Origin of the sequence: Nocardiopsis rhodophaea (genome assembly GCF_039530945.1) — a bacterium.
Lineage (GTDB): Bacteria > Actinomycetota > Actinomycetes > Streptosporangiales > Streptosporangiaceae > Nocardiopsis_C > Nocardiopsis_C rhodophaea.
The window spans coordinates 56,551-81,157 of the sequence record NZ_BAAAPC010000008.1 but is presented as its reverse complement, the minus strand read 5'-3'; the positions used below and the strand labels follow the sequence as shown (position 1 = coordinate 81,157).

Annotated in this window: 16 protein-coding genes; 8 read left to right on the top strand and 8 right to left on the bottom strand. The window is 64.1% G+C overall.

Annotated features, from left to right (window positions below):
- The first annotated feature begins 24 nt into the window (after nucleotides 1–24).
- From ABD259_RS10820 to ABD259_RS25825, 4 genes are all read left to right on the top strand, one after another.
- Nucleotides 25–2,556, top strand: coding sequence for a type I restriction-modification system subunit M (locus ABD259_RS10820; protein WP_344161883.1), 2,532 nt, complete (start codon nucleotides 25–27; stop codon nucleotides 2,554–2,556).
- Entirely contained in the window at nucleotides 2,546–3,763 is a 1,218-nt protein-coding gene (locus ABD259_RS10815) for a restriction endonuclease subunit S (RefSeq protein ID WP_344161880.1), read from the top strand. Before ABD259_RS10820 ends, ABD259_RS10815 begins: the two co-directional genes overlap by 11 nt.
- Nucleotides 3,764–3,857: 94 nt before the next feature.
- Nucleotides 3,858–7,460 carry a type I restriction endonuclease subunit R gene (locus ABD259_RS10810; RefSeq protein ID WP_344161877.1) on the top strand — a complete coding sequence of 1,201 codons (3,603 nt, stop codon included), beginning with the start codon at nucleotides 3,858–3,860 and terminating at the stop codon, nucleotides 7,458–7,460.
- Nucleotides 7,387–8,253 carry a M48 family metallopeptidase gene (locus ABD259_RS25825; RefSeq protein WP_425573509.1) on the top strand — a complete coding sequence of 289 codons (867 nt, stop codon included), beginning with the start codon at nucleotides 7,387–7,389 and terminating at the stop codon, nucleotides 8,251–8,253. The genes ABD259_RS10810 and ABD259_RS25825 overlap by 74 nt, the downstream gene beginning before the upstream one ends.
- Nucleotides 8,254–8,277: 24 nt before the next feature.
- Here ABD259_RS25825 and ABD259_RS10805 read toward each other — a convergent pair whose 3' ends face one another.
- Nucleotides 8,278–10,395 carry an AIPR family protein gene (locus ABD259_RS10805; RefSeq protein ID WP_344161874.1) on the bottom strand — a complete coding sequence of 706 codons (2,118 nt, stop codon included), beginning with the start codon at nucleotides 10,393–10,395 and terminating at the stop codon, nucleotides 8,278–8,280.
- Between the two features lie 157 nt (nucleotides 10,396–10,552).
- Between ABD259_RS10805 and ABD259_RS10800 the strand changes: the two genes are divergently transcribed.
- Nucleotides 10,553–10,783 (top strand): hypothetical protein, encoded by a 231-nt coding sequence (locus ABD259_RS10800; protein WP_344161871.1) that lies wholly within the window; start codon nucleotides 10,553–10,555, stop codon nucleotides 10,781–10,783.
- 64 nt (nucleotides 10,784–10,847) lie between these two features.
- On the opposite strand, the gene ABD259_RS10795 is transcribed toward ABD259_RS10800, so the two are convergent.
- Entirely contained in the window at nucleotides 10,848–11,807 is a 960-nt protein-coding gene (locus ABD259_RS10795; RefSeq protein ID WP_344161868.1) for a glycine betaine ABC transporter substrate-binding protein, read from the bottom strand.
- A 1,300-nt stretch (nucleotides 11,808–13,107) separates the two neighbouring features.
- On the opposite strand from ABD259_RS10795, the gene ABD259_RS10790 reads away from it, so the two are divergent.
- On the top strand, nucleotides 13,108–14,001 hold the full coding sequence (locus tag ABD259_RS10790; RefSeq protein ID WP_344161865.1) for an ABC transporter ATP-binding protein: 894 nt from the start codon (nucleotides 13,108–13,110) through the stop codon (nucleotides 13,999–14,001).
- A complete protein-coding gene (locus tag ABD259_RS10785) occupies nucleotides 13,998–14,744 on the top strand; it encodes an ABC transporter permease (protein ID WP_344161862.1) in 747 nt (248 codons plus the stop codon). The genes ABD259_RS10790 and ABD259_RS10785 overlap by 4 nt, the downstream gene beginning before the upstream one ends.
- A gap of 192 nt (nucleotides 14,745–14,936) precedes the next feature.
- Here ABD259_RS10785 and ABD259_RS10780 read toward each other — a convergent pair whose 3' ends face one another.
- From ABD259_RS10780 to ABD259_RS10755, 6 genes are all read right to left on the bottom strand, one after another.
- Nucleotides 14,937–15,902 (bottom strand): ABC transporter substrate-binding protein, encoded by a 966-nt coding sequence (locus tag ABD259_RS10780; RefSeq protein WP_344161859.1) that lies wholly within the window; start codon nucleotides 15,900–15,902, stop codon nucleotides 14,937–14,939.
- Between the two features lie 210 nt (nucleotides 15,903–16,112).
- Complete coding sequence (locus tag ABD259_RS10775) at nucleotides 16,113–17,081, bottom strand: ABC transporter substrate-binding protein (protein WP_344106922.1); 969 nt, start codon at nucleotides 17,079–17,081, stop codon at nucleotides 16,113–16,115.
- Entirely contained in the window at nucleotides 17,074–19,023 is a 1,950-nt protein-coding gene (locus tag ABD259_RS10770) for an ABC transporter permease (RefSeq protein ID WP_344161856.1), read from the bottom strand. Before ABD259_RS10770 ends, ABD259_RS10775 begins: the two co-directional genes overlap by 8 nt.
- 2 nt (nucleotides 19,024–19,025) lie before the next feature.
- Nucleotides 19,026–20,129, bottom strand: coding sequence for a quaternary amine ABC transporter ATP-binding protein (locus tag ABD259_RS10765; RefSeq protein ID WP_344161853.1), 1,104 nt, complete (start codon nucleotides 20,127–20,129; stop codon nucleotides 19,026–19,028).
- Nucleotides 20,130–20,254: 125 nt separating this feature from the next.
- The gene (locus ABD259_RS10760; protein WP_344106919.1) at nucleotides 20,255–21,802 is read right to left on the bottom strand and encodes a GMC family oxidoreductase; all 1,548 of its coding nucleotides are present in this window, start codon (nucleotides 21,800–21,802) and stop codon (nucleotides 20,255–20,257) included.
- A 159-nt stretch (nucleotides 21,803–21,961) separates the two neighbouring features.
- Nucleotides 21,962–23,485: an aldehyde dehydrogenase family protein gene (locus ABD259_RS10755; RefSeq protein ID WP_344161850.1), complete on the bottom strand. Its 1,524-nt coding sequence runs from the start codon at nucleotides 23,483–23,485 to the stop codon at nucleotides 21,962–21,964.
- A gap of 454 nt (nucleotides 23,486–23,939) precedes the next feature.
- Here ABD259_RS10755 and ABD259_RS10750 point away from each other — a divergent pair, with 454 nt between their 5' ends.
- Nucleotides 23,940–24,590: a class II aldolase/adducin family protein gene (locus ABD259_RS10750; RefSeq protein WP_344106917.1), complete on the top strand. Its 651-nt coding sequence runs from the start codon at nucleotides 23,940–23,942 to the stop codon at nucleotides 24,588–24,590.
- Nucleotides 24,591–24,607 lie beyond the last annotated feature (17 nt).

Below are 24,607 nucleotides of genomic sequence, written 5' to 3'. Positions count from 1 at the left end.
CAGCATCACAAGGAGCAACAATACGTGGCCAGGCTCACCCTCGCACAGCTCGAACGCCACCTCTTCGCCGCGGCGGACATTTTGCGCGGAAGTATGGACGCCTCGGAATATAAGGACTACATCTTCGGTCTGCTCTTCCTCAAGCGCGCCAACGATGAGTTCCAGGCAGCGAGAGAGCGAATCCGAGTCGCTGAGCTGACAGACGGGGCAACAGAAGACGAGATCAACGAGACGCTGAAGCTTCCCGGCCCGTACACAAGTCGCGGCGTCTTCTTCGTGCCTCATGCCGCACAATGGGAGACTCTGGCTAGGGCTCCGCACAGCGTCGGTGATGTACTCAGCCGTGCCCTGAACGCAATGGAGCGAAATAACTCTAAACTCGAAGGGCTCTTCCAACACCTCGATTTCAACAGAATCGGAGGACCCGGAAACAACGCGGCCAAAATCGCCGATCAGAGGCTCAAGCAGCTTATCGACCATTTTGGACGTAAGCGGCTACGCGCCGAGGACTTCGAGTCTCCCGACCTAATGGGCGCCGCCTATGAGTACCTCATTAAAGAATTCGCCGATGACGCAGGAAGCAAGGGTGGCGAGTTCTACACACCGCGTGCAGTCGTCCGGATGATGGTCCAGCTGGGTCAACCGAATGAGACCATGCGCGTCTATGACCCCTGTGTGGGCTCCGGAGGGATGCTCATCCACGCCAAGGAGTACGTGGAGGAGCACGGCCAAAACGCGGACGCGATGTACTTCGCAGGCCAGGACGCGAATACCAGCTCCTGGATCATGGCGACGATGAACATGGTGCTGCACGGGGTACAGCGCTTCGACCTACACATTGGTGATACGCTCGCCGATCCGCGACATCTGACAAGTGGGCTTCTAAACCGCTTCGACCTGGTACTGAGCAACCCACCGTTCTCCATGGACTACTCCTTGAAGAGCGTGAAGAAGGCCTCCGAGCGCATGCGCTGGGGAACTACCTCTGAACGCGGCAAAGCCGATCTGATGTTCCTCCAGCACATGCTCGCTGTGCTTAAGCCCCAGGGCACCGCTGTTACCGTGATGCCGCATGGTGTGCTCTTCCGCAGCGGTGGTGAACAGGAGATTCGCACGGCCCTCCTGGATGAAGACTTGTTGGAAGCCGTCATCGGTCTGGCACCTAATCTCTTCTATGGAACGGGCATCCCGGCCTGCGTACTGGTGCTGCGCGCTCCAGGCAGCAAACGTCCTGAACGGCAAAAGAAGGTGCTGTTCATCAACGCCGACCGTGAATACCACTCCGAGCGGGCACAGAACACCCTTCTTCCCGAACACGTAGAGAAGATCACTAGCACCTTCCACGAATTCAGGGATGTTCCGGAATTCGCTCGAGTCGTCAGCCGGGACGAGCTCGCGGCCAACGACGACAACCTCAACATTCGCCGTTACGTGGACAACACTCCGCCACCCGAGCCACAGGATGTTCGGGCCCATCTCTTCGGCGGCGTGCCACGCGCGGAAGTGGAAGCGAAGAAGGAGTTGCTCGATTCCTTCGCCATCGCGCCGACCGATCTGTTCGCGGAACGTCCGAATGACCAAGAATATCTGGATTTCTTCCCTAAGGAGCAGCGCCCTCTCGCCTCGTATTTGGAGGCTCTGGCCAAACCGCGCGAGGCCGAGCTCCGACGCGCTTTTGACGAGTGGTGGATGACAGCAGCACCCAAGATCAAGGAGGTAGCAGCTGACTATCCAACCGATCTGACTTCGCAGCTCTCAATCGAACGAGCCTCACGCGGCGCCTTGATGCGAGTCAGAGGCGAGTTGATGCACTCCTTCGTCGAACGCCTTGGCCAGGTTGGGATGCTCGACAGATACGCCCTCTCTGGTGCTGTTGCTGGCTGGTGGCAGGACCGACGTTACGACCTCAAGGGTCTAGCCGCCAACGGGTTCGCCAGCGTAGTCGACGCCTGGATGGACAGCGTGGACACCATGCTTCAAGATGAGCAGGACCCAAGAACAGGAAAAATCCGCAAGCGTTCGGCTGCGGAACGACGCAGAGCCTATAGTCACGAAATCGTCAAAGAGCTTATTCCAGAATTTCTGACTGAACTTGCCGAAGCAGATGCCCACAAGGCCGAGCTCGACGCTCGTTTGAAGAGTGCCCAAGAGGCTATGGAAGAGCCAGCGCAGGAAAATCTCGATGATATGAGCAAAGTTGCCAACAACAACGCTTGCTCTGCCCTCTCTCAGATCGAGCTTTCCCAGCTAAAGAAAGACCGCACCCTGGCCAACCGTGCAATCAAGGGGCTGGAGGACGATTTCAAGGGTCGCCTCAATGAATCCAGGAATATTCTCGGTTGCCAGGAAGAGTCTTGGCTCGTACTTCGCATCCTGGGAAATGATCTCAAGGAAAAGCTTGAATCCCACATAACCAATCATCGTCAGCATGCATTTGCAATATGCAAGACGTGGGAAAACAAGTATGCGGTATCCCTGCACGACATCAAGGCGGAGCGGGAGGATGCTTCGGACAAGCTTAATTGCGCCTTGAAGGAGCTAGGATATGCCGAATAGCCAGCGAATCACTTGGGCCCCCGTCAGTGACGTCGGCGATGTTCGCATGGGAAAACAGCTCTCTCCGGCAAGCCGAGCGCACGGTCGACAGTACCCCTACCTACGGGTGGCCAATGTCCTCGAGGGACATATCGATTACTCCGATGTAAAGACCATGGGATTCTCGGATCGAGAACTAGAGATCTATGGACTCCTCCCCGGCGACATCTTGCTCAACGAGGGGCAGGAAAGCCTGAACATGGTAGGCAGGAGCGCTATCTACCATGGAAAACCCGCACAGTATTTTTTCCAGAACACATTAATCAGATTCAGACCAGGCACAATGGTCAATCCACGTTACGCACACCATGTCTTCGTATGGTGGCGCAGGACTGGCGTTTTCGCCCGCACCGCAGAAAAGACAAGCATTTCCCACTTGGGCGCAACGAGGTTTGCTCGGCTAGAGTTTCCCCTCGTCCCCCTCAGTGACCAGCGGGAAATTGTACGTGTGCTTGAAACTCTGGAGCGAGCGGAAGCATGCGTGATGAATTCATTCCAGAAACTCGAAGCTCTCCGCTCGGCTTTCCTATCTAGCCTGAATGTATCGAAATCGGCTCCACAACGCACACTCTCTGACGTCCTCGCTTATGCCCCCCAGAATGGCCTATACAAGCCTGCATCCGCCTACACCCCCACGGGTACACCCATCGTGCGGATCGACAGTTTCTCCGGAGGCCCGTCAAACCTCGCAGAAGGACTCCAACGAATTGAGACTTCAGGTGAAGAGCGCAGCCACTATGGAATCCATGAGGGCGACATACTTATCAACCGCGTAAACACTCCAGGCCTTGTCGGAAAGTCCACTATGGTAAAAAAGATATCAGAGCCGACTATCTTCGAGTCCAATATAATGCGATGCAAAATCGATCAAAGCCAAGCGCGGCCGAGATTTATCGAAGCATGGCTATCAACAGAAACGGCGAGATCATACTTTCGAACCCACGCAAAAAGCGCCATATCGCAAGCGAGCATCAATCAACAAGATGTACTCGCATGCCCAATTCCTGATATGACCCTACCCCAACAGGACACTTTTCTAAAGCAAATAAAATTCGTCGACGCCTGTCTATCATCAGACGAAGCAGAGCTCGTCAAGCTCCGCAATCTCAAGGACGGCCTCATGGATGACCTCCTGTCCGGACGAGTGGCGGTTCCCGAAGTGGAGTGAGTCCGGCAGACTGGGATATCTACCGAATCGGTGAGGCAATCGCGCTCCCCTAGCCAACGGCGCGGTCCGCCTCAGGTGTGGAAGGGTTCATCGGATGTCCTCGGTCGAGCGTGACGAGGTGGAACGGCCGTTTATTGAGCAGCTCAAGGCCATGGGCTGGATCCACGTTCACGGACCGGACCTCGGGCGTACCGGTCAGGAGCTGGAACGGGCGGTTCTCCCCGATCGGATCGGGGCAGCGCTCAAGCGGATCAATCGACGTTCCGACGGTTCCGAGTGGGTGGACGATGCCACGGTCCAGACCGTCATTGACCGGATGGAGTCTGTCCCGCTCGGTGAACGATTGCTCGAATCCAACCGGCTGGCCACAGACATGTTGTTGCACGGCATCCAGGTTCCTGGTGATGCCCAGGAGCACCGTGGCCGACTCACCAACGTCCACGCCATTGACTGGGACCCAGAACACCTTGATCGCAACGAGTTCCTCGTCGTCGATCAGTTCCGCGTCAGCCGCCCAGACGGCGGCTTCTCTGTTCTCGACCTTGTGCTGTTTGTCAACGGCGCCCCGGTAGCCGTTGTCGAGTGCAAGAGCCCAGATGTACACGACGCCATCGGCTGGGCGATCCGCGACCTTCAGAGTTACCGGGGCGATGACGTTGAGATCGAAGACGACGGTGACCGGCTGGTCGGCATTCCGCACCTGTTCCGGACGGTCCAGTTGCTGGTGGCAGCTTCGGGGGAGCAAGCGGTTCTGGGAACCATCAGCGCCGGACGGGAGCACTTCGCCGCTTGGCGTTCGGTGGAGCCGGTTTCGGAAGACCTCGTCCGATCCGAGCTGCTGGCCTCCGACCTGCTCCCGCAGCCCCCTGAAGGACAGCCACCGGCGCCGCTGACCGATCAGCAGAAGCTCGTCGCCGCCGTGCTGCGCCGTTCGGACCTGCTGAACATTCTCCGCCACTACGTGGTCATCCAACAGGTGGAGACCGGTAGCGGCGTCCAAGACGTCAAGATCGTGTGCCGGTACCCGCAGTACCGCGCGGTCGAGAAGACCGTGCGCAAGCTTTTGACCGGCAGGACCACCCTTGAGACCGGTGGACGGGACGAACGCAGCGGCGTCATCTGGCACACGCAGGGCTCCGGCAAGAGCCTCACCATGGCCTTTCTTGTTCGCCGGATACGCACGCACCCAGAACTCTCGCAGTTCCTCGTTGTCGTGGCCACCGACCGAACCCAGCTGCAGCAGCAGCTCGACCGTTCCCTTCGGCTGAGCGAAGAGAAACCGGTCACTGCGCGTTCCCAGACGGAAGTCGAGCGTCTCCTCACTGAGGGCGGACGCCGGGTCGTCATGGCGATGATCCAGAAGTATCGCGGAGGCAATGGCAAGCGGTTCGGATTCGCCGAGGGCGACGCCTCGTCAGAGGCGGACGATCGCGACCTGCGCGGGGAGTACAAGGAGGCAGAGCGCTCGTCGGAGGCTGGTGATCAGGCCAGCGAGTCCGACCGGAACCGGGCCAAGGACCCCTACTTCCCGTTGTGCAATGACTCCCCAAATGTCCTCGTTCTGATCGACGAGGCGCACCGCTCTCACACGTCCGTGCTGCACGCCTGCCTGCGGCAGGCGATTCCGAACGCTGCCTTCCTCGGCTTCACCGGCACTCCCATCATGCGCGGTCGGTCGACCGACACCTCCCGCATCTTCGGTGCCGAGGGGGACGGCCGGTTCCTCGACGAATACCGGATGGAGGACGCGGAGCGGGACGGCGCGGTCGTCCGTATTCGCTATGAGGGCCGTACTGGACCGGGACAGGTCAGCGACCGGGACAAACTCGACCAGCGCTTCGATGATCTCCTCGCCGACCGGACTCCCGCAGAGAAGGCAGCCTTGGCCAAGCGGTGGCCGACGTCGCACGACGTCGCGGAGTCCCCACCGATGATTCGGGCCAAGGCAGCGGACATGCTACGGCACTGGGTTGTCACCTCACTGCCTGGCGGATTCAAAGCACAGGTGGCAGCGGCCAGCAGACAAGCCACAGTCATCTACCGTGAAGCGCTGATGCGTGCTCGCGGTGATCTGCTAGCCGAGGTCGATGCTTTTGATCCGATGAGTCTTCAGGGTCGCCTCCCGGAGGAACTGACGGAAAAGGAGCGCCTGCTGCTCACCGCTTGGAGGTTTCGGGCGGTGCTGCGGAGTCTGGTTTTCGTACCCGTCATTTCCGCTGGTAATGAGAAGAAGGCTGGCCGCTGGACAGAGTGGACCGATGAAGAGCAGCAGAAACGTCACATCGTAGAGTTCCACAAACCGCTGCCGATGCCAGACCCGGACCTCCCCTGGTCCGGCGCTGATCAGGGGAGTGGAACGTCTTCCGCCTCCTCCGACGGCGTGGCCCCGCAACCCTCCAAGCCGACGAACCAACCCTGGGCAGCATCTGATGATACGTCCTCCTCCCAAGGTATGGGCGACGCCGACGTTCCGGACGGGGCCGTCGCGTTTCTCATCGTGAAGTCGATGCTGCTGACCGGTTTCGACGCACCCCGGGAGCAGGTCCTCTATCTTGACCGTCCCATTAGAGACGCAGAGCTACTACAGGCAGTGGCGCGCGTGAACCGTCCTGCCCCCGGCAAGGACATCGGCTACGTAGTCGACTACTACGGCGTTTTCGAGCACTTGGGGAGTGCGCTGGCCGGGTATGCCCAAAGGGACGTCGACAGCACCATGCGCCCTATGGCTGACGAAGTGCCAGTACTACGCCGAGCCGCGTACGACCTCGAAGCGTTCCTTCAGGAGCGTGGCATCGGGGACATCAGCGATCCCGTTCAGCTCTCGGAGGCCTTGCACACACTGGAGGACGAGGAGGACCGCGTCAGGTTCGATGCTCTGCTCCTCAGGTTCTCGAAGACCATGGAACGTATCCTTCCCGACCCCGCGGGGCTCGACTTCGTCCCTCGACTGCGCGACTGGACGCTCCTGCAGAAGCGCGTCCGTCGCCGCTATCGCGACGACGAGGGTGGGCAGTTCACGATGCGCCGCTACGGGCGCAAGGTGCGAGCGATGATTGCCGAGCACCTGGACCTATCAGAGATCGAGCAGGCGATTCCGCCCGTGTCCATCACATCGGTCGGCTTCGACGAGGCCGTCGCAGACCTCTCAGATCCGCGAGAAGCCGCAGCAGAGATGGAGCATGCTCTGCGGTTCCATCTGGAGGAACGCGTCAAGCGTACCGATCCGGTGAGGTACCAGCGGCTATCGGAACGTCTAGAGAACATCCTCCAAGAGTTTCAGAACCGGTGGGAAGAACAGAAGGAACGTATGGGCTCCATCGTTGACGAGGCACGGGACGCGGCCGACGACCCGGAGACCGTGGGTCTCAGTCCGCTTGATCGCGCACTCTATGGCTTGGTCAGGAACCAGATCCGCGCCACGTGCCTGAGCGAAGCCGCAGTGGGCCAGCTGCATGAGCTGACGGTGCAAGTCCGCATTACCATCAGCCAGACTGTCGGTCAGGCTGCGTACCGTGGTGAGGATCAGGATCTGCGGCTGCTAGCGGGGAAGCTGTTCGAAGTCTTGCGGCGCCACTGGCGTCGGCTGGACCTCAGCGGAGATAAGCTCACACCAGGCGAACTGGATGAACTCTCTCACCGAATTTCGGCATACGCGAACCAGAATCGCGTCGAGTTCCGTCACCGTGGGTCATCATAGAACCGTGTCACCCACTGACTGCACCACCATGCCCGCGCCCCTGGTCGACGGCGATACTGTCGCTGTCGACGGACAGGTGGCGCGGGTACGTGTCAGCTCTCGGAGACGGCGCATAGGCCTGACGGTAGAGCGTGACTCGACGCTGACACTGGCCGTTCCTGAGGGCTGCCCTGCGTACAGGGCGCAGGAGTTCCTGCGTGCGAACCGCAGTTGGGTCATCCAGAAGCTCCAACTGCGGCAAGAAACCCTGCCTACCTACCAGGTCAAGCACTTCACCAGCGGGGAGGGCTTCCGTTATCTAGGACGGCTCTTGCCGCTTCTCCTAGTCGACGATCCCGACGCCTCTCCGCGCGTACTCGCCGGGCGGATGCAGATAGACCGATCCATCGCAGAGGATCCGACCCGCGCCCGCCACGAGCTCATCGCCTGGTATCGGCGAACGGGCAAAAAGTGGGCGCAGGACAGACTACAGCCCTGGGCTGCACGCCTGGGCGTCAGCGAGCCCACAGTTGCCGTACGAGAACTCGGCTGGAAATGGGGGTCCTACTCGCCAGTATGCGTCAATGACCCTCAACGCGGCCGTATCAATCTCAACTGGTTGACGTTCCAAGTTCCTGCACCTCTGGTCGAGTACGTTATCGCCCATGAAATGGCTCACGCCATAATTCCCGACCATAGTCGCAGATTCTGGAATACGCTGCGATCGACAATGCCCGATTGCGATACGCGTAGAGAGCTCTTAGACGACTTTGGGCGCAGGGTGTGGAGAGGCGAGATCGTCAACGCCTCGTAAGATCAGGTTCCGCTGCGCGCACACTCAATCCGAATCGACTGCAGCCTGCAACGCGACAGCCATTTCCACCAGAGTCTGTCCGTCATCCGTTTGCCAACGCGTCGTCCCCTGATTGGCAACCGGTTGGCTTTCCCACTCCGCCAGCTTCCACATCAGCGAGACCAACCCTGAAGGTGAGTATTTACGGCCGTCGGCCTCCCACAACAGAGGCTTAGTACGATTATTCACCCAGGTTGCCCTGGACCGACGCGGATCTTCCGATAGCCATGAGGCGAGTGCCTCTCGCTCCCGATCATTTGACGCAACAAAATCCAGCGGTGCACCCTCCGAGATTGCTCCGTGGTCGATCAACGTGGGCACGGTGTTGGGCCGTCGACGCTTCTGTGCCTGAATCTTCTTGACGTACTGATCAGGAACCGTGACGTCATCCTGGATCCCACCGTCCAGTTCGGACATCACAGCAGTCACTTCTCGGCACTTGTCAGGGTCGCTGACAATAGCCTGCACACGGCCCCTAGGATAGGTGTCGTCCAGGGCCTTCAGTAGAAGGGCAAGGCGAGATTCCACCCCCTCTGCGACGCGAGGCAAGAACTCCGCCTCCCAGTCGAGATAAGGATCACCGATATCATCGGTTCCAAGCCATTGGAATACCAGATGAGCCATCAGATAGCTGCCGTGTTCCAACACGGCAGCTGCGCGTCCCTCATAGTGTCGCCGCAGATCATGCATTTCCTTGCGGATGGAGCGAACTGTCAGCACGGAGCGCCAGATCTGGAACGCGTTCGGCTGGGGGCGGAAAAGGATTTCGTAGGTGGCGCCGCTACCTCGTTCCCACAATGTGGCGAGCGATCGGGCGGCACGACTGGCATACGTAACGTTAGGATGGGCGCACGCCAGCGCGACAGCCGCCTCATCCAGGGTGCATCCGGTCTCAGGCGACGGACTCAGTTCACCGCGTTTCACCAAGTAGGTCTTACCAATCTCAGCCCGCAGATCAGCACGGATTTCGCCCTGGGCAGGGTCCAGTGCGGCGAAATCTCGCTGCTCGACTTGGTTCTGCCGGTTGGTAGCCCGCGTGGTCCGCGAGGCGAACTCGGTCTCCCCGCCCGTGACGATCACGCGCACACCAACCTTTGCCGCAGCGGCATCGTCGGAGTGTTCAAGGGAACGCTGAACCGCGCGCACTGTCTGAGCACCGTTGACGACGCTCGCACCCTGCAGATGGAGCGTGACTGGACTACCTTGGGGATTCCGCATCGAGCTGTACTGAACTTGGACCGTATCGCACAGCACGGTAATCCCATTGTTGAAGTACCAGAACAGAGATGGCTCGTCAGACAACGTCGACGTGATCTCTTCGTTTGTCAGCGTTCCAGACAGAGGGTTTCGTATATTTCGCTCAAATAGACGCGAACCATTTTTATCCAGCCATTCGGCGACGCGCTCCGCAGGAATAATCCCCTGGAATGCATGGTGTGGAACATCCAGAGAAAACCAGGGATAGAGCTCCACCGACATTGACACCGGATCAGGAGCTACATCATCGCGCACCCACGTCCACACGTCACCGGCATGCAGAAATCGGTGGTCGACCAGCCCGCCGTGTGTGTTGAACTCCTTTTCTCCGTTAGCCAGCGCCCTCATGACCTCTGGAGAGGGAGCCTCGACTCCCATCAGGACGGTCAAGACAGTGACGCTAGCGCCCCTGTTTACTATTGCTTCCTTGACCTGCTCTGCCAGGAACTGACCGCGTGGATTGAACTGGCCACTCTCCTCATCATCGATGAGGCGAAATCCATCGAACATGTCCTTTACGGTACGGGCCTTCACTGTGGCCCGGCCTTTGTCGCTCCACTTGGCTTGGATTAGGTAGACGTGTGGCGGATCATTGTTGACCGCGATGGCATCGATGCCTTGGTCGTCCCGCCCGTCGATGACAGCTGCAGCAGCATCGGCACTACCCCATCCCGTGACCATTCGCACAGCAAGAGCGGCCAATGCCCGGGAAAGAAACGCCCGTCGGCGGTCCTCAGCGGCATAGCTCTCAAAATCGGACATGTCGATGAGCCCGGAAAAGGACGACTCCAACGCGCGGCGAACCTGTCGCACCTGGTCTGGAACCCTATTGTTCGTCCTTGCCATGACCACCTCACCGGACTTCTCACCGTTTACCTACCAATAGTCGACCGTAGCGGAGGGGAGTGATGGCAGCGACCTGCATCAGGTGCAGCTGCAGTAGTCCCGCCTTTGATCCGCTCATACGATGAAGTAGTGGGAGAACAAAAGTGAAGGAGCGGGCATGCGGCGCGGGCGGCTGAAGGGGCCTCTTGGGAGTCACGATCGTCCGGCCAGTGCTCTGGGGTTTCGGCTAATCCTGGCGGTGTTCGGGGCGGGGGTGCTGCTCGTCGCGACGGTGCTGGCGGTGCTGCTGACGGACTCGGTGCCGCTGATCGTCGTCTTCACCGCGGGGTTCATCGCGGCGTGTCTGAACGTCTACTGGGTGTGGCAGCGGCTGCGGCACGAGCGATGAGGCGGCCGCGGCCGGGCCGTGTGGACGGCGGGCCTATTGCGACGCCGCCCACACGAGGGTCCGGTCAGGTGTCGGCCGGGATCCAGGGCTTCCAGGTGTCGGGGTTCTCCTCGACCCAGGTCTTCGCGGCCTCTTCGCGGGACATTCCGTCCTCGGCGATCATCCGGGCGACCTCGTTCTGGTCCTCGTTGGTCCACTCCCAGTTGTCGATGAGCCGATAGGCCGCGCCGCCCGCATCGGCGAAGCCCTTGCGGTACACCTTGTTCAGCTCGTACTCGGGGTAGTCGCAGCCGACGTCCTCCGGGTCGATCTCGCACATCGAGACGTAGTCCGGGAAGTCCACCTTCACCAGGTCGAGCTCCTCGAAGGCCCATTGCGGCTCGTAGAAGTAGAAGAGGACCGGCTCCTTCTTCTCATAGGCCTTGCGGACCTCGGCGATCTGCTTCTTCTCCGACCCCGCGTAGTCGATCTCCAAGTCCAGACCGAAGTGGTTGATCATCCCCTGGTCCTGGGTGACGAACGACGGGTCGCTGCCCAGGAGCCGCCCGGTCGAGCCGCCATCGGACGGCGCGAAGACCTCGGTGTGTTCCTTCAACCCGGCGGCCGTGTCGATGCCCGGGTAGGAGTCGACAACGTACTTGGGCATATACCAGCCCAGTTTGCCGTCGGTGCCGTTGGGGCCGCCGTCGACGACCTGCTGGCTCTCCTCGGCGCTGTAGAGCTCCATGAGGTCCTCATGGCCCCAGTTCTCCAGGATGACGTCGACGTCGTCGGCCGCCAACTCCTGCCAGGCGGTCCGCTCGTCCATCTCCAGCAGCTCGGTGGTGTAGTCGAGCTTGTTCTCCAGCAGGTGGGACACGACGGCGGCGTTGGCCTCGTACCCAACCCAGCCGTTCAGTGCGATCCGCACCGTGTCGGACGCGCCCTCGCTGTCCGCGGCGGCCCCGCAGGAGGACAGCAGCAGGGTTGCCGCGGAGGCGGCCGCGATCTTCGCGGCGGCGGGTCCGAACTTCGTGTTGCTCATGGTCTTCTTTGCTTTGCTTCAGGGGGTGATTAGGGGGACACAACTGCGGCGGCGGAGTGGGACTCCGCCGCCGCATCCGTCCATTCTCCCCTGTCCGGAGCGGTCGCTCGTCCATCGAATGACCCGCTTCACTACACGCGTTTCGAGTGGACCGGTGTCGTGCCGCCAGCATCCCGTGCATGAAGGCGCTCTTTGCGGCCGAAGGGCAGCACAACGTTGTGTGCCATGTGGAAGGAGGGACAAGGCCACAGGGCCGCCCCTGAGGAAGGTGAGGATGACGACGAGGTCGTCTATGAACAGCCGTCCAGGACCGACGACGCTGTAGACGCCCGCGTACCGGTCCGGCCCCCGTGCGGTCGTCCGACGAGCCCGGCGACGCGCGGCGTGGCACGGGGACCTCCGACCGCAGACAGGCCGCGCTGCAGTTCGTCGAGGTGGAATGTGTAGAGGTCGGTGACGGCCAGGACGGCCTCTGTCGGATCGCGAACCGGATCCGCGTCGGGCACAGCTCTGAGCGCATCGAATACATAGGGCCGGGACCCGGCGTCGTAGGGACGGCGGGATCGGGCCAATTCGACCTCCCCTTGTTTCCCCGGCGCGACAGGTGAATGCCCCGTTGCAGCTCATTCCGATAAAAGGGCGGAACTGGCGAGGATCACGAAGGGGGAGCTTCGTGTTCCCCTTTCAGGGGAACGACACCCTTGCAAAGGGATCCCGAGATCGACTCTAGGCAGGGCACGGTTGTGAAGTTCCCGGACATCCCTCATCGCTCTGCGAATTGACTTGGTGCGTACTGAGGAGGCGGGATCAGGAGAAAATAATGCGGCCAAGGAGTGGCATCACCCCGCCGGCCCGGGGTGTCGACGCTGAAGCTCAGCTACCCTGGCGAGGCGAACCAGGCCTTTGATTCCACGGCGGCCCGGTGCACCTTCACCAGCAACCCCCGTTGCTGCTGCGGCGGCCGATACCTGAACCGCACCCGACCGGTTCCGGCCAGTCCGCCGATCGACTGCGGGACCGCCGCACTGGAATCCCGGCTGACCTGGGAATTGCCTTGCTCGCCCACGCCCATGTAACAGGAATACGTATAATTTGCAATTGTTTGATCTTGACGTGTCTGCTAAAGTCTCGCCAACAATCGCACTCGGAGCGCGGCCTTCCGCCTGCGCCCGCACCTTCGGGCTAACAATGCCCCGAGGCGCGGCGAAACTGTGTATCCGAGTACTCGCAGCGGGGCACCCACCAATCGTCCTGGGAAGATGGCGCACCACAGGAGATGGCGAAGGGGAAGAGGTTCGGATTGTCCGACGACCTCGTACGCGTGGTTAACGTCAGCCGGAGTTTTGGGCAGGTCCGCGCCCTCGACAATGTGAGCTTCACTGTTCCGCCCGGGCAGTTGATCGGCATCTTAGGTCCCAACGGCGCGGGAAAGTCCACACTGCTCAGCCTGATCACCGGCATCCGCACGGCCGACTCCGGAACGGTCGAACTCTTCAGCGGCGACCCCCGTGTTCCGGCCCAGCGCACGCGACTGGGCTGCACGCCGCAGCAGACGGGCCTGCCACCGAACCTGCGCGTCGACGAGGTCGTCACCTTTGTCGGGCGGCACTACCCGAACCCCGTTCCCGGGTCTGAACTGCTGGAACGCTTCGGTCTGGCCTCCCTCGCCCGGCGCAAAGCGGGCGCGATGTCCGGGGGCCAGCAGCGGCGGCTCGCCGTCGCCCTGGCGTTCGTTGGGCGCCCCGACCTCGTCGTGCTGGACGAACCGACTACGGGGATGGATGTCGAAGCCCGCCACCAGCTCTGGGACGTGCTTCGGACGTACCGCCGCGAGGGCGGAAGCATCCTGCTCACCAGCCACTACCTGGAGGAGATCGAGGCGCTGGCGGAGCGCGTCGTGGTGCTGAGCGGCGGCCGGGTACTCGACGACGGTGGCCCCGACGCGATCCGCGGCAAAGTCGCCTCGCGGCGGGTCAGCTTCGTGGCCTACCAGCCGCCCGAACTGCCGGGGGTCGTCAGCTCCAGGGTTGAGGGCGAGCGTGTCGATCTGTTGTGCAGCGACTCCGACCGGGTGGTGCGCGAACTGGTCGGCAGCGGTACCGCTTTCAGCGATCTGACGGTCTCCGACACCTCCCTGGAGGAGGCGTTCATGGCGCTGACCTCGCCCCGCCACCGACTGGAAGGGGAGCGGTGAGCCAACTCCTGCTGCACACGCGATACCAGTTTTTGGAGAATCTGCGTGAACCGATCGCCGCGGTCAGCTCGATCGCCTTTCCCGCGCTGCTCATGCTTTTCTTCGTGGTGCCGAACGCCGCGGTGGCGCGGGATCCCGTTGGCGCGACCCTCGCGGCCGGGCAGATGGCGGTCTTCTCGGTCGTGGTCTCCTACATGTTCAACATCGCGTCGGGGGTGGCCGAGGACCGCGACAAGCCGTGGGAGCCCTACCTGCGTACCCTGCCAAGCGGCCCGTTCGCCCGGATGGGTGGACGCGTCCTCACCGCCATGGCCTTCTCGGTTCTGGGGATGCTCCCGGTCATCGCCGTGGCGGCCCTGTTCACCGCGGCGGAGGCGACGCTGCCGCAGGTCCTGGCGGCGCTGCTGGCGGTGCTGCCCATCGGGTTGCCCTTCCTGCTCATGGGTATGGTCATCGGCTACCTGCTCTCGTTGAAGGCCGCCATCCCGGTCGCCCAACTGACCCTGTTCCCGCTGGCGTTCGCCGGAGGGCTGTTCATGCCCCCGCAGACGTTCCCGGGATGGCTGGACGCGATCTCGCATGCACTCCCCACCCGCGCCGCACGGGACCTGGTCACCGGGGTGCTGAGCAGTGAGGGCGCGGTCCCGGCGTCCGCGCTGCCGGTACTGCTCGGGTGGACGGTGCTGCTCGCCGGTCTGGCCGTCTGGGCCTACCGGCGCGATGAAGGTCGGCGGTTCCGGTAGCGGATCCGTCTGTGCGGCGCGGTGCTGTACCTGGGGACGGAGTGGAGCCACCCCGGGTTCTCCGCCTTGACGTCTCGCCCGTGCCGGACATGTGGCCGTTCCCGGAGGTCCGCCCCGCCCTGGCCCTGAACAAGTGACCGGCACCCCGTGCCGGGCAGGGTGCCGGTTCCACTCCGCGTTGGGCGCAGGCCCTCAGCTCTGCTCCGGGAGCCACGGCTTCCAGGTGTCGGGGTTCTCCTCCACCCAGGTCTTCGCGGCCTCCTCGCGGCTCATGCCCTTTTCGGCGATCAACCGGGCGACGTCGTTCTGGTCCTCGTTGGTCCAGGTCCAGTTGTCGATGAGCTGGTAGGCCTCACTGCCCTCATCGGCGAAGCCCTTGCGGAAGACCTTGTTCAGCTCGTATTCGGGGTAGTCGCAGCCGATGTCCTCGGGGTCGATCTCGCACATCGGGACGTAGTCCGGGAAGTCCACCTTCACCAGGTCGAGCTCCTCGTGGATCCACTGCGGCTCGTAGAAGTAGAAGAGGACCGGTTCCTTCTTCTCGTAGGCCTTGCGGACCTCGGCGATCTGCTCCTCTTCCGAACCCGCGTAGGAAATCTCCAAGTCCATGTCGAAGTGGTTGATCATCCCCTGGTCCTGGGTGACGAACGAGGGGTCGGCGGCCAGGAAGCGGCCCATGTCGCCGCTTTGGGCGCCGGTGAAGATGTCCGCGTTCTCTTTGAGGCCCTTGTAGGTGTCGATCCCCGGGTACTTGTCGACCACGTACTGGGGGATGTACCAGCCGATGCTGCCGCTGTTGCCGTTGGGGCCGCCGTCGACGACGCGCTGGCTCTCCTCGGCGCTGTAGAGCTCCATGAGGTCCTCGTGGCCCCAGTTCTCCAGGATGACGTCGACCGAACCGTCACCCAGACTGGCCCATGAGGACTCCTCGTCCTCCTCGACCAGCTCGGTCTTCCCGCCGAGCTCATGTTCGATCAGGTAGGACAGGACGGCGGCGTCCGCCTCGTATCCCACCCAGCCGTTCAGCGCGATCCGCACCGTGTCCGTGTCGGCCTCGTCGTCGCCGCCGTCCGCCGCTCCGCACGAGACGGCGAGCAGGGTCGTCAGGGAGACGGCCGCGGCCTTCGTCGCGGCCCGTCGGAATCTCTGATCGATCATGGGGGTGTCCTGCCTTGGGGGTGTGCTCAACAGGGAGGTGATTGGTGCGGGGACGGTCACGGGTGGCGCCGACGGACCCGTCCACCTCGGGAAACGGGTCGGCTCCGCCCCGCATACGGCAGCGGTGGCGGGCGTACGCACCAGGGCGCGCCGCCCGCCACCGCTCTCTGCTCTCGTGGCTCTCGAAGCAGGGTGAGTGCCCGCGGGCGGCTAGCTCTTAGCGCTCTCCGGGATCCAGGACTCCCAGACGTCCTTGTTCTCCTCGACCCACTTCTGCGCGGCCTCCTCGCGGTCCATCTCCTGCTGGGCGATCATCTCCGCGACCTGGTTCTGGTCGTCGTTGGTCCACTTCCAGTTCTTCAGCAGCTGGTAGGCCTCGCTGTTCTCCTCCACGAAGCCCTTGCGGAAGATCTTGTTCAGGTCGTAATCGGGGTAGCCGCAGGACACGTCGTCCTCGTCGTCCGCGCAGCCCTCCTCGTACTCGGGGAACTCCACGTGCTCCAGGTCGAGCTCGTTGTGCAGCCACTGCGGCTCGTAGAAGTAGGCAAGGAAGGGCTCCTTGTTGTCGTACTTCTTGCGCATCGTGGTGATCTGGGCGGCCTCGGAGCCGGCGTAGACGATCTTCAGGTCCATGTCGAAGTGGTTGATCATGCCCTGGTCCTGGGTGACGAAGCCGGGGTCGCCCGCCAGGAACTCGCCCTTGTCGCCGCTCTCCGCGGTCTTGAAGATCTCGGCGTTCTTCTTGACGCCCTGGTAGGTGTTGATGTCCGGGTACTCCTCCAGCAGGTACTTCGGCACGTACCAGCCCAGGGTCCCCTTGTTGCCGTTCGGCCCGCCGTCGACAACGGTGTCGTTGCCCTCGGGTCCGTACTGCTTCATCAGGTCCTCGTGGCCCCAGTTCTCCACGATGACGTCGATGTCGCCGTCGTTCATGCCCTGCCAGGACGGCTGCTCGTCGATCTGCCTCTGCTCGACCTTCACGTCGAGCTCGTTCTCCAGCAGGTAGGTCAGGACCGCGGCCGAGGCCTTGTACCCCACCCAGCCGTTGATCGCCATGCGGACGCTGTCTCCGCCGCCGGCGCCACCGCCGGGCTGCGCGGCACAGGACGACGCGAAGACGAGGGCCGAGGCGGCCGCGGCCGCCTTGGCGGCGGTCGTGATGGTCGGCTTCTTACGCATTGGTTCTCCTACCTTGTGTCATCCGGTCGAGGAAGATCCCCAGGCACACGATCGCCAGACCCGAAGTGAGTCCGAGGCCCAGTTCGTTCTGCTTGAGCCCGAACACAACGCCGTATCCGAGCGCTCCGCCGCCCACGAGGGCACCGATGACCACCATGGAGAGGACCATCATGATGCCCTGGTTCACCGCGAGCAGCAGCGAGGAGCGGGCCAGCGGCAGCTGGACCTTGGTCAGCAGCTGCCACTTGGTGGAGCCCTGCGAGAGCGCGGCCTCCACGGTCTGCTGCGGCACCCCCCTGATTCCGTCGTTGACCAGCCGGATCACCGGCGGCAGCGCGAACACCACGGCGGCGGCCAGCGCGGGCACGCGCCCGGCGGCGAACAGCGCCACGGCGGGGATCAGGTAGACGAACGGCGGAAGGGTCTGCATAGCGTCCAGCACGGGACGCAGGATCGCCGCAAAGAGGTCGTGGCGCGCCATGAGGACACCGAGGATCAACCCGATGGCCAGGACGACGACGGCCGCGACCAGGATCTGCGACAGCGTGTCCATGCTGCGGTTCCACTGGCCCAGCAGCCCCGCGGCGAGGATCGCGGCGCCGCAGGTGAGACCGACGCGGCGGCCGCCGAAGATCCAGCCGAGCGCGGCCGACGCCAGCACGACGAGCCACCACGGGGAGTCCATCAGCGTGAGCTTCAGCGGCTGCAGCACCCAGTCCAGCAACCACACGCCCAGCGCGTCGGTGAAGCCGCCGATAGCGCCTTCGAGGGCGTCGGTGAAGTCGTTCACCGGGCCGGCGATGCGCAGCCGCCATTCGAGGGGCCACCGCTCGACGCCCAGCGCGGCCACGGCCGCCGTCGCGACGAGGCCGCCGCCCAGCACCCACAAGCGCAGGCGCTCGGGGATCCGCGGCGTGTGGGCGCCGTGTCCGACGGCTCCGGTGACCCGGTCCAGCGCGATGGCCAGCATGACGATGGCCAGACCGGCCTCCAGCGCGCGTCCGATGTTGATCTTGGCCAGCGCCTGGTAGATCGCGTCGCCCAGACCACCGGCGCCGATCACGGAGGCGATGACGACCATCGACACCGCGAGCATGATCGTCTGGTTGACACCCAGCATGATCGTGCGCTTGGCGAGGGGCAGCTGCACCTTGCCCAGCATCTGCCACTTGGTCGAGCCGAGCGAGACAGCCGCCTCGATCGCGCCCTTGTCGACGTTGCGGATCGCCATGGAGGTGATGCGCACCGCGGGCGGGATGGCGTACACGGTGGTGGCCACCGCCGCGGCGGGGTTGCCGATACCGAAGAGCAGCAGCATCGGCATCAGGTACGCGAACGCCGGCATGATCTGCATGAAGTCCAGCACGGGCCGGACCAGGCGCTGCACCCGGTCGCTGCGCCCGGCGGCGATCCCGACCGGGATACCGACGATCAGCGCGAGCAGCACCGAGGTGATAATCAGCGCGAGCGTGGTCATCGCTTCGTCCCACAGCCCGGTGAAGCCGAAGACGGCGAACGCCGCGAGGACGACCAGCATGACGCGCCAGCCCGCGGTCCGCCACGCGGCGAAGGCGCCCAGGACGACCACGCCCGGCCAGGTGAGCGTGTGCAGCAGGTCGTTGATGATCACAACGGACGAGCCCAGCCCCACCGAGAGGTAGTTGAACCCGTAGAGGAAGATCGGGCTGGTGTCGCGGTTGGAAACGACCCAGGTGTACAGGGCGTTGAGGTTCTCATCCAGCCAGGCGCCGGTCTCGGGCGGGAACGGCGCCCGCACGTAGGGGAGCGCGCCCGCGATCACGAGCACCAGCAGGACGGCGCCGGTCTGGACCCAGCGGTTGGTGGCCCAGCTCCGCCAGGACGACGCCGTGGCCGTGCCGCCGCCGGACGGTTGCGCGGACTGGGTCGCCGGTGACTGTGTTGGCGTAGGTGTAGCGGCCATGATCAGGCCTCCGAAGTGGCGCCGACCGCGGCGTCGCTCTGTTCTTCGGCGATCGCGCGCAGGACCTCCTCGCGCCCGACGACACCGAGCAGGCGACCGTTCTCCGTGACCCGCACCGGGGCGGTCCCCTTAGCCAGCATCGGGACCACGTCGCTGACGATCGTCTTCGGGGAGGTCTCCGGGCCGTCCAGCGACTCGTCCGAGCGCGCCGGGCGCATCAGCCAGCTCACCGTCAGCACGGTCGTGCGCGCGACATCGGAGACGAAGTCGCGCACGTAGTCGTCGGCCGGCTTGCCGACGACCTCCTCGGGGGTGCCCACCTGGACGATCTCGCCGTTGCGCATGATCGCGATCCGGTCGCCGAGCTTGAGCGCCTCGTCCAGGTCGTGGGTGATGAACACCGAGGTCTTGCGCAGCTCGCGCTGCAGCCGCAGCACCTCGCCCTGCATGTCGCGGCGGATCAGCGGGTCGAGCGCGCTGAACGGCTCGTCGAACAGGAGCACCTCGGGGTCGACGGCGAGGGCGCGGGCGAGGCCGACGCGCTGCTGCATACCGCCCGACAGCTGCCCGGGCTTGTGGTTCTCATAGCCGCTGAGGCCGACCATCTCGACCATCTCGGCGGCGCGGGCGTGCCGCTCGGCCCTGCTCAGTCCGCGGATCTCCAGGCCGTAGGCGACATTGTCGATGATCTTGCGGTTCGGGAGCAGCCCGAAGTGCTGGAAGACCATCGACATCTTGCGGCGGCGCACCTCGCGCAGCTCCTGGTCGGGGAGCTGCTCGATGTCCTGGCCTTCGAGCAGTACCGCGCCGTGGGTCGGCTCGATCAGCCGGGTCAGGCAGCGGATGAGTGTGGACTTCCCCGATCCGGAGAGGCCCATGACCACGAACGTCTCACCCGGGTACACGTCGAAGGAGACGTCGCGCACCGCCACGGTGCAGCCGGTCTGCTCCAGCACGGTCTCCTGGTCGAGGCGCTCGTAGTCGGTGCCGATGATGGAACCGGCCTTCTTGCCGAAGATCTTCCACAGCTTGCGGACGGAGATCTTCGGCTCGTCCCCGCTCTGATAGTGGGGCTCTCCGGCGTTCTCTGGTGTCGGGGAGTTCATTGAATAGCTCTCCTGGCTGTCATTGCTGCGACGGGCCGTCTGAGATCTACGAGGACCGGACGGCCCGCTCGTCGGATGAGGTCCGGTGCACCGCCCCGGGTCGCAGGGGGCGGTGCCTCAGGGCGTCAGCTCGCGCGGATCAGGTCGGCCGCGCGCTCGCCGACGGTCAGTACGGTGACCATCGGGTTGGGCGACGGCATCGTCGGGAAGACCGACGCGTCGACCACGCGCAGGCCCGACAGGCCCCGCACGCGCAGCTGAGGGTCGACGACGGCCATGGGGTCGTCGGCGGCGCCCATCTTGCAGGTACCGGCCGGGTGGTACACGGTGTGCGCGGCACGCCGACCGTATTCCGACAGTTCCTCGTCGGTGGTAACCCCCGGGCCGGGCGCGACCTCGCGCTCGATCCAGGACTTGAACGGCTCGGTCTCGGCGATCTGCCGCGCGATCTTCAGACCGTCGACGATGGTCTTCTCGTCGTAGCCGTCCGGGTCGGTGAAGTAGCGGAAGTCCAGCGCCGGCTTCACCTTGGGGTCCGAGCTGGTCAGCCAGAGCTTGCCGCGCGAGCGCGAGCGGGGGATGTTGGGCGTCATGCACATCGCCCGGCCCCACTCCGGCGACTCGTAGCCGAGCCGCTTGGTGTTGTCGTCGAACGGGATCTGGTACGTGTGGAACATCAGGTCCGGACGCGGGTCGCTCTTGTCGCGCCGGATGAACAGGGCGCCGTCGGAGTGCATGACGGTGTTCTCCGGGACGTCCTTGGACGTCTCCCACATGATGATGGACTCCGGGTGGTCCATCAGGTTCTCGCCGACACCCGGCAGGTCGTGCCGCGCCTCGATGCCCACCTTGGCGAGGTCGTCCTTGGGGCCGACACCCGAGAGCATCAGCAGCCGCGGCGTGTCGATCGCGCCGGCGCACAGGATGACCTCCCGCGCGGCGGAGATGGTGCGACGCTCGCCCGAGGCCAGCTCGACCTCGACTCCGGTGGCCCGGTCACCGTCGAACACGAGCTTGTCGGCCCATGTCTCCAGCATCAGGGTGAGGTTCTCGCGCTCCCCCATGATGGGGTGCAGGTAGGCGACCGACGCCGAGGAGCGCTTCCCGGAGTAGGGGTCATACGAGATCGACAGGAAGCCCACACCGTCGTTGAAGCCGCCGCGGTGCGAGGTCTCGGCGTTGAAGTCCTCGACCACCGGGACACCGGTCGCCGTGGAGGAGGCCTCGACCCAGTCCTTGATGAGCTGGTTCCGGTCCTTCTCGGCGATCGGGATGATGTTGTTCTTCAGCCGGTCGGCGTAGGCCTGGACGGTGGCGTTGTCCCAGCCCTCGGCACCAGCGGCCACCCAGTCGTCCAGGTCCTGGGCGAACGGGCGGAAGCTGATGAGGGTGTTGTGCGAGGAGCAGCCCCCGAGGACCTTGGCGCGAGAGTGCACGATGTGCGAGTTGCCGTTGGGCTGCTCGGTGGTGGTGTATCCGTAGTCGAGGTCGCTCTCCAGCAGGCCGAGCCAGTCGCGCAGGTTAAGCACCCGGTCCAGGCCGACGTCCGACGGGCCGCCCTCGATCACGCAGACGCTCGTGTCGGGGTCCTCGGTGAGGCGGTTGGCGATCACCGAGCCGGCGGTGCCCCCACCGACGACCACGTAATCGAAGGTCGATTCGCTTGCGGACACATGGGCTCCTTTCGAGCTGATATGTCGGGGCGGGTTCCCGGCCGGTGTGTCACGTCCGGCCCGGGAACCCGAAGAAGTTGAAATCACGACTTTGTTGCGGACATGCTGGAACCCCACCGCGCATCGACGGCGGGGCCAGATCCGTCCGCGACCGGTGTCCTAGCCGAACCAGCGCTGCGGCTGCGGGTCCAAGTTCCGGTAGATGTGCTTGGCCTCCCGGTACTCGTCAAGCCCGGCATGCCCGAGCTCCCGGCCGACGCCGGAGTGCTTGAAGCCTCCCCACTCGGCTCCCGGGAAGTAGGGGCCGTAGTCGTTGACCCACACCGTGCCGTGGCGCAGGGCGGCGGCGACACGCTCACCGCGCCCGGTGTCGTTGGTCCACACGCCGCCGGACAGGCCGTAGTCGGTGTCGTTGCCGAGCTCGATGGCCTCGGCCTCGGTACGGAACTTCTCCACCGTGACGACCGGGCCGAAGACCTCGGTCTGCACGATGTCCATGCTCCGGTCGCAGTCCACGAAGACCGTCGGGCGGAAGAAGTAGCCGTTGGCGAGGTCGGGCTCTTCCGGGCGCTTGCCGCCGGCGATGATCCGGGCGCCCTCCTCGACGCCGCGCGCCACGGCCGCCTCGACCTTGGCGCGGTGCTCGGCGGAGACCAGCGGCCCGCAGCGGACGCCCTCTTCCTGGCCGCAACCGATCTTGATGGCGTCGGCGCGGCGGGCGAGCTCGGCGACGAACTCGTCGTGGATGTCCTCGTGCACGATGAGCCGCGCACCGGCGGAGCAGACCTGGCCGGAGTGGAAGAACGCGGCGTTGAGCGCGTAGTCGACCGCGGTGTCCATGTCGACGTCGGGGAAGATGATGTTGGGGTTCTTGCCCCCCAGCTCCAGCGCGATCTTCTTGACGGTCTCGGCCGCGCTGGCCATGATCCGCTTACCGGTGGCCAGGCCGCCGGTGAAGGAGACGAGGTCGACGTCGGGACTCTCGACCATGGCGGCGCCGACTTCGGCGCCGGTGCCCAGCACCAGGTTGACCACACCGGCCGGAACACCGGCCTCCTCGGCGAGCTCGACGAGCTTGCAGGTCGTCACCGGGGTGATCTCGCTGGGCTTGATGACCATCGTGTTGCCGGCGGCGATCGCCGGCGCCATCTTCCAGGAGAGCTGGAGCAGCGGGTAGTTCCAGGGGGTGATCATGGCGCACACCCCCACCGGCTCGTAGACCACCTTGCTGGACACGCCCTCGGGAGCGGCGATGATCTTGCCGGCGTCCTTGTCGGCGAGGCCCGCGTAGTAGCGGAAGACCGCGGTGACGTCGTCGACGTCGATACCGCCCTCTTCGATCGTCTTGCCGGTGTCGAGCGACTCCATCAGGGCGATCTCGTCGCGATCGCGCTGTAGCAGGTCGGCGATGCGGTCCAAGATCTCCCCACGCTCGCCCGCCGGGCGGTGCCGCCAGTCGCCCTCGTCGAAGACACGACGAGCCACGGCGACCGCGACCTCGGCGTCGGCCGGGCCGGCTTCGCTGACCACGGTCAGCACGGAGGCGTCGTAGGGGTTGAGGACGTCGCGCGTCCCACCCCTGGAGGCTGCCTTCCAGGCGCCGTCGATGTACAGACTTGTCGCGTTTTTGGAACCGGGTTCAGAAAGGTACTGCTTGCTCGGGAGCGTTACGTAGGGTTGCATCACGGAACCGTCTTGCCCTGGAAATTTGTCCACAAACGGCCACCGTACCTTCTTTACCTAGCCGATATGTTCCCTTTAATCACGCTCTGACCTGCGAAAACACCGGTTTTGGTTACGTGCAACGGTGACGCGCATCACGCAACGCGACCGAATTCGATTACTCAGTGTAGCTACAAGCGTGAGTCGGAGTCCCAAAGATGTAACGCGTCTCACATTCGATGTCGCCTCGGGGTCTCGATCCCGTCAAGAACGGGTTATCGGCGCGCAGAGGCCGGGCTTCAGCCCGAGGAGGAGACGCGGACCACTGGCCGAAGCACGCCACGGCGGGTTACGGTGATTAGGTGTGCCTAACCGAATACGGCACATCCGACCCCTGACCGGACGCTGCGGCCACCGTGGATCGCGGGCGTCCCCCCTGCCCCCGGCCCGCCCATCGACCCTGGCGTGAGGAAACATGCTGCTGGAGCAAGAGCGTAGAGACGTGTGCCTGACGGCCCGCCAACTCTTCGACCACGGGCTCGCCCAAGGTGAGGGAGGCACCGTGAGCGCCCGCTGCGGCGATCTCGTCACCGTGACCCCCGCGGGCGTCGCGCTGGACCGCGTCGAACCGGCGGACTGCCCGGTGCTCTCCGTCGACGGCGGCGTGCTCGAAGGGCGTCGCGAGCCCGCGGCGGAGACCACCCTCCACATGGCCGTCTACCGCGAGACCGACGCCAACGCGGTCGTACACGCGCACACACCGAACGCCACCGCCGTCGCGACCGTGCTCGCCGAACTTCCGCCGATCCACCACTACGCGGCTCGGCTGGGCGGCGCCATCCCCGTCACCAGCTACGCGACCTACGGCAGTGGCGACCTCTCCGACCAGGTGGTCAAGGCGCTGCAGGGCAAACGGGCCGCTCTACTCGCCAACCACGGCGGCGTCGGCGTCGGCCACGGCCTGGAGCAGGCGTACGAGCACGCGCGGCTGCTGGAGTGGCTGTGCGGCGTCTACATCAACGCCCGCCGCCTGGGCGAACCGCGCGTGCTCTCCGAGGAGGAGCTGGCCGAGGTCCGGCACCGCGACACCTACGGGTGGGCCGGACCCGACCTGCTGTACTTCTAGCCGACCCGCTCGTTGAC

What these genes read in the sequence shown, in the direction of transcription:
- ABD259_RS10815 (WP_344161880.1), top strand. Translation starts at nt 2,546, where the DNA reads ATGCCGAATAGCCAGCGAATCACTTGGGCCCCCGTCAGTGACGTCGGC.
- ABD259_RS10810 (WP_344161877.1), top strand. Translation starts at nt 3,858, where the DNA reads ATGTCCTCGGTCGAGCGTGACGAGGTGGAACGGCCGTTTATTGAGCAG.
- ABD259_RS25825 (WP_425573509.1), top strand. Translation starts at nt 7,387, where the DNA reads ATGAACTCTCTCACCGAATTTCGGCATACGCGAACCAGAATCGCGTCG.
- ABD259_RS10805 (WP_344161874.1), bottom strand. Translation starts at nt 10,395, where the DNA reads ATGGCAAGGACGAACAATAGGGTTCCAGACCAGGTGCGACAGGTTCGC.
- ABD259_RS10800 (WP_344161871.1), top strand. Translation starts at nt 10,553, where the DNA reads ATGCGGCGCGGGCGGCTGAAGGGGCCTCTTGGGAGTCACGATCGTCCG.
- ABD259_RS10795 (WP_344161868.1), bottom strand. Translation starts at nt 11,807, where the DNA reads ATGAGCAACACGAAGTTCGGACCCGCCGCCGCGAAGATCGCGGCCGCC.
- ABD259_RS10780 (WP_344161859.1), bottom strand. Translation starts at nt 15,902, where the DNA reads ATGATCGATCAGAGATTCCGACGGGCCGCGACGAAGGCCGCGGCCGTC.
- ABD259_RS10775 (WP_344106922.1), bottom strand. Translation starts at nt 17,081, where the DNA reads ATGCGTAAGAAGCCGACCATCACGACCGCCGCCAAGGCGGCCGCGGCC.
- ABD259_RS10770 (WP_344161856.1), bottom strand. Translation starts at nt 19,023, where the DNA reads ATGGCCGCTACACCTACGCCAACACAGTCACCGGCGACCCAGTCCGCG.
- ABD259_RS10765 (WP_344161853.1), bottom strand. Translation starts at nt 20,129, where the DNA reads ATGAACTCCCCGACACCAGAGAACGCCGGAGAGCCCCACTATCAGAGC.
- ABD259_RS10755 (WP_344161850.1), bottom strand. Translation starts at nt 23,485, where the DNA reads ATGCAACCCTACGTAACGCTCCCGAGCAAGCAGTACCTTTCTGAACCC.
- ABD259_RS10750 (WP_344106917.1), top strand. Translation starts at nt 23,940, where the DNA reads ATGCTGCTGGAGCAAGAGCGTAGAGACGTGTGCCTGACGGCCCGCCAA.